This window comes from uncultured Mailhella sp. (genome assembly GCF_905187505.1).
In the GTDB taxonomy this organism is placed as follows: Bacteria; Desulfobacterota; Desulfovibrionia; order Desulfovibrionales; family Desulfovibrionaceae; genus Mailhella.
Genome location: NZ_CAJJIC010000167.1, coordinates 1 through 4139 on the forward strand (window position 1 = coordinate 1; position 4139 = coordinate 4139).

Below are 4139 nucleotides of genomic sequence, written 5' to 3' on the forward strand. Positions count from 1 at the left end.
GGCTCGCAGCGAGTATTTCTGCGCCTACGGGCTTGCGGGATACCGCGTCGATCATGATGCGCTTCACCTCTTCCATGCCCTTTTCGCGCATGACGTCGCGTATGGGGTATTCCCTGTCGTCGAAGAGACAGGTGCGCAGGTTGCCTTCCGCGGTGAGGCGGAGCCTGTTGCAGGAGCGGCAGAAGCTCTGCGTCACTGAGGTGATGAGACCGAAGCTTCCTCTGGAAACACGGCCGTTTTCATCCTTCAGCTTCCACAGCTTGGCCGGACCTCGTTCCTCGGCGGCCTGACCTTCGTTTTCCTGTCCGTCCTTTCGGCGCAGGGACACGGGATCGAGACTCCAGTGCCTGCGCGCGGACTCCAGAATGTCGGCCGCGGGCCAGAACAGGTTGTTCGACCAGATGGTGGAATCTCCCATGGGCATGAACTCGATGAAGCGCACGTCCACGGGCCAGTCCATGGCCATGGAGGCCAGAGCGGGCAGCTCGTTGTCGTTGACGCCGCGCATGGCCACGGCGTTGATCTTGAGGGGAATGCCGAGATCGAGCATGCGGTGCATGTTGTCGAGCACGGTGGGCAGGACGTCCTTTCCGGTGATGGCGGCGTACTTCTGCCGGTCCAGCGAGTCGAGGGACAGGTTGACCGAAACGCCTATGTCGCGGAGCGTTTCCAGCGCGGGAGCAAGAAGGGTGCCGTTGGAGGTAAGCTTGAGGGCCACCTGCGGAAAGCGCCGGTGTATCTTTATGAGAAAGTCGAGAAAGCCCTTTCTGGCGAAGGGCTCGCCGCCGGTAAAGCGCAGCTTGTGCACGCCGAGCTCTATGGCGGCCTCGATGATCCTTTCTATTTCCTCGAATCGCAGGATGTTTTCATGCGGGATGAAGGGAACGCTGTCGTCCCGGCAGTAGCGGCAGCAGAGATTGCAGCGGTCCGTCACCGAAATGCGCAGATAGCGCACCGTTCTGCCGTGGGAGTCGGTGAGCGGCGAGGGAAGGGCTTCGTTGGGTTCCGCCATGTTTCAGCTCCTTCCGCAGTCGCTCATGTCGCCGTTCAGTTTTTCCAGCGCATGAGGCAGCACGGGCAGAAGCGCGGCAAGATTTTCCTGCGCGGCAAGGCGACTGCCGGGCAGGGCGATGAGCATGGTGCGGCCGAGCGTTCCGGCAAGGCAGCGGGAGAGCACGGCGCGAGGCGTGTGGGTCAGTCCCTCGGAGAACATGACCTGCTCGAAGCCGGGCAGACGGCGGTCCAGCACGGGAATGAGCGCCTCGGGCGTGAAGTCGCGCGGGGAAAGACCGGTGCCGCCCGTGGTCACGATGAGTCCCCAGCCGGAGGCGGCAAGGTCCTTCACGAGCTTTCGCAAGGCGCGCGGATCGTCGGGCAGCAGGAAGAGCTGACGTTTCGCCGGGGCGAGTTCCTTCAGCATGTCGAGCAGGAGGGGGCCGCTTTCGTCGACGCGCTCTCCGGCGTAGCCCTTGTCGGAAAGGGTGATGCAGGCCACGGCGAGACCTTCGCCGCGCCATGCTTCCGGCGCGGGACGGGGCTCGGGCAGCGGCGCGGCATCCACCTCAAAGAGCATGGGCTCGTCGGTCTTGAACAGGCCGCTCTTGCCGCCGGACTTGAGAATGAGGCGCACGTCACGGATGACCACGTCCTTCTGCACGGCCTTGACCATGTCGTAGATGGTGGCCGCCGCCACCTGCGCGGCGACGATGGCCTCCATTTCCACGCCGGTGCGTCCGGCGGTGCTGGCCGAAGTTTCAAGGATGACCGAAGGCGGTTCGTCCACCACCTTGAAGCGCACGTCGACATGGGTGAGCGGCAGGGGATGGCACATGGGGATGAGTTCTGCGGTCTTCTTGGCCGCCAGAATGCCGGCCACCTGCGCCACGGTGAGCACGTCGCCCTTGGGCAGGGCCTTCGCCTTGAGCAGCTCCAGCGTGCGGGGATTCAGCTCCACCACGGCGCGGGCTATGGCCGTGCGCTTCGTTTCCGCCTTGGCGCTCACGTCCACCATGCGGGCGTTGCCCGAGGCATCGATATGAGAGAATTCAGACATGGGAGCCTCGGAAGTTACGCCTGGGGAAGAACCTGCGGCCGGAAGGTGATGCGGAAGCTGTCGCCGGGCTTCACCACGCCGCCCTTGAGAATGCGGCAGAACACGCCGCGGCGAGGCATGATGCAGTCGCCGACCTGCTGACGTATGGCGCAGCCCATGTGACATTCCTTGCCGATCTGCGTGAGCACAAGCTCGATGTCGTCGCCGATGACGAAGCGGGTGCCTACGGGACAGGTGTAGAGTTCCACGCCTTCGGTGGTGATGTTTTCGGCAAAGTCGCCGGGATGGACGTCGGCTCCCATGGAACGCATGTATTCGATGTCTTCCATGGCCAGCAGGCTGAGCTGACGGTGGGTGCCGTCGGCATGGACGTCTCCTTCGACGCCGTGATTGGCCACAAGCGTCACCTGCGGCTGATTGACTTTCTTTTCCCCCTTGCGGGCACTCGTGGATACGGCAACGATACGCATGCTATTCTCCATCCTTGCGGAAAAAACGGTTGGTTTTGGGGTGACCTGGTCTTCTAGGACTTTTTGTTGACGATACGTATTTCCCGGGCCTGCAGAGCCGCGGGAATGTCCCTGTCGTGCGTGGCGCATACCACGCTTACGCCCTTTTCGCGAAGAGAGCGCACAACATTGAGTATGGCCTTTTCGCTTGCCGCGTCAACATTGGATGTCGGTTCATCGAGCAAAAGTACGGATGGGGAGAGAATAAGTCTGGATGCGAGGGCGATGCGCTGCCTCTCTCCGCCGGAAAGTTCTCCGGGGCCGCGTGCTGCCATGCTGTCCGGATCGGAAAAACCCACGGCCAGCATGCTTTCCCGGTAGCCCTTGCGCTGTTCCTTCGTTCCGAACCCGCGCAGACGCAGTCCGAGAGTCACGTTCCAGAACACGGAAGCCTTCATGAGGTAGGGCTCCTGAAGCAGCAGCGTGATTTCCTTTCTGGGATCACTTTCATTGCCGAAGTAGCGCAGCGTGCCCGAAGTGGGAGTCTCCAGAAAGGCGAGAAGACGCAGCAGCGTGGACTTGCCGCTGCCGTTTCTGCCGGTGAGCGCCACGGTTTCTCCCTTTTCCATGGAAAAGGAGGGGAGGTGAAGCGCGGTGATGCTGCCGTAGCACTTGCGAAGATCGTGCGCTTCAAAAAGAGTGTTCATGCGCGCCCCTTGTGTCTGAGCCAGGTCAGAAGAAAGTTCACCAGAAAGGCGATGAAGAGAAGCACCAGTCCCAGCGCTATGCCCTGGGCGAACTCGCCCTTGCTTGTTTCCAGCGAAATGGCCGTGGTCATGGTTCTGGTGGAATAGCGTATGTTGCCGCCGAGCATCATGGCCACGCCCACTTCCGTGACCACGCGGCCGAAGGCCGTGACGCATACCATGCCGAGATCATAGCGTATCTCGCGGATGGTGTGCAGGGCGACCTGTGCGGGAGAGGCCCCCAGCGTGAGCAGAGTTTCCCGGCATCGGCGGTCCAGGCTTTCCACGGCCTGAGCCGTCCAGGAAACGACGATGGGCAGGGCCAGAATGCTCTGGCCTATGACCATGCCGGGTACGGTGAAGAGCAGACCGAACTGTCCGAGCGGTCCGCGGTAGGTGATGAACACATAGACGACGAGGCCTATGAGCACCGTGGGAAAGGCCAGAAGAGTGTCGGAAACAAGGCGCAGAAGCTTCTTGCCCGGAAAGCTGGTGTAGCCGAGCAGAAATCCCATCGGCAGCCCCAGAACGGTGGCGATGATGAGGGCGCAGCTTGTGGAGGTGAGCGTGGCCTCTATGGCGGAAAAGGTGGCGTCGTCCATGTGCAGCAGAAGGTTTATGGCCTTCTGCATGCCGTCGCTGAAATATCCCATGATGACCTGCGGAGAAAAAAAGGGAACGCGGGCCGGAAGACCGGCCCGCGCCGCGGCTTACTTGCCGGCGTTGGGGAAGAAGAGCTGCTTGCCTTCCAGCTTGTAGTCTTCAATGAGCTTCTGGGTCTTGGGGTTCACCCACCAGTCCTCGAACTTCACGGCAAGATCCTTTTTGACGTTGGGGCAGAGCTTGGGATTCGTGGTGATGACGCTGTACTGGTTGAAGAGAGCGCTGTCT

The 4139-nt window shown here is 61.6% G+C and carries 5 protein-coding genes and 1 pseudogene; all 6 read right to left on the bottom strand.

Translation table 11 applies throughout. From position 1 onward, the window contains the following. Positions 1-1012 (bottom strand): GTP 3',8-cyclase MoaA (moaA, locus tag QZZ60_RS10790; RefSeq protein WP_295641291.1); only part of this gene is annotated, 1012 nt, incomplete at its 3' end. Positions 1013-1015: 3 nt separating this feature from the next. After that, the gene (moaCB, locus tag QZZ60_RS10795) at positions 1016-2053 is read right to left on the bottom strand and encodes a bifunctional molybdenum cofactor biosynthesis protein MoaC/MoaB (RefSeq protein WP_295641293.1); all 1038 of its coding nucleotides are present in this window, start codon (positions 2051-2053) and stop codon (positions 1016-1018) included. A gap of 14 nt (positions 2054-2067) precedes the next feature. Then, positions 2068-2523: an MOSC domain-containing protein gene (locus QZZ60_RS10800; RefSeq protein WP_295641295.1), complete on the bottom strand. Its 456-nt coding sequence runs from the start codon at positions 2521-2523 to the stop codon at positions 2068-2070. 53 nt (positions 2524-2576) lie between these two features. Next, the gene (locus QZZ60_RS10805) at positions 2577-3209 is read right to left on the bottom strand and encodes an ABC transporter ATP-binding protein (RefSeq protein ID WP_295641297.1); all 633 of its coding nucleotides are present in this window, start codon (positions 3207-3209) and stop codon (positions 2577-2579) included. Further along, positions 3206-3901 carry an ABC transporter permease gene (locus tag QZZ60_RS10810; RefSeq protein WP_295641299.1) on the bottom strand — a complete coding sequence of 232 codons (696 nt, stop codon included), beginning with the start codon at positions 3899-3901 and terminating at the stop codon, positions 3206-3208. Before QZZ60_RS10810 ends, QZZ60_RS10805 begins: the two co-directional genes overlap by 4 nt. A gap of 57 nt (positions 3902-3958) precedes the next feature. Then, positions 3959-4139: pseudogene (locus tag QZZ60_RS10815) on the bottom strand (tungsten ABC transporter substrate-binding protein); the annotation flags it as partial.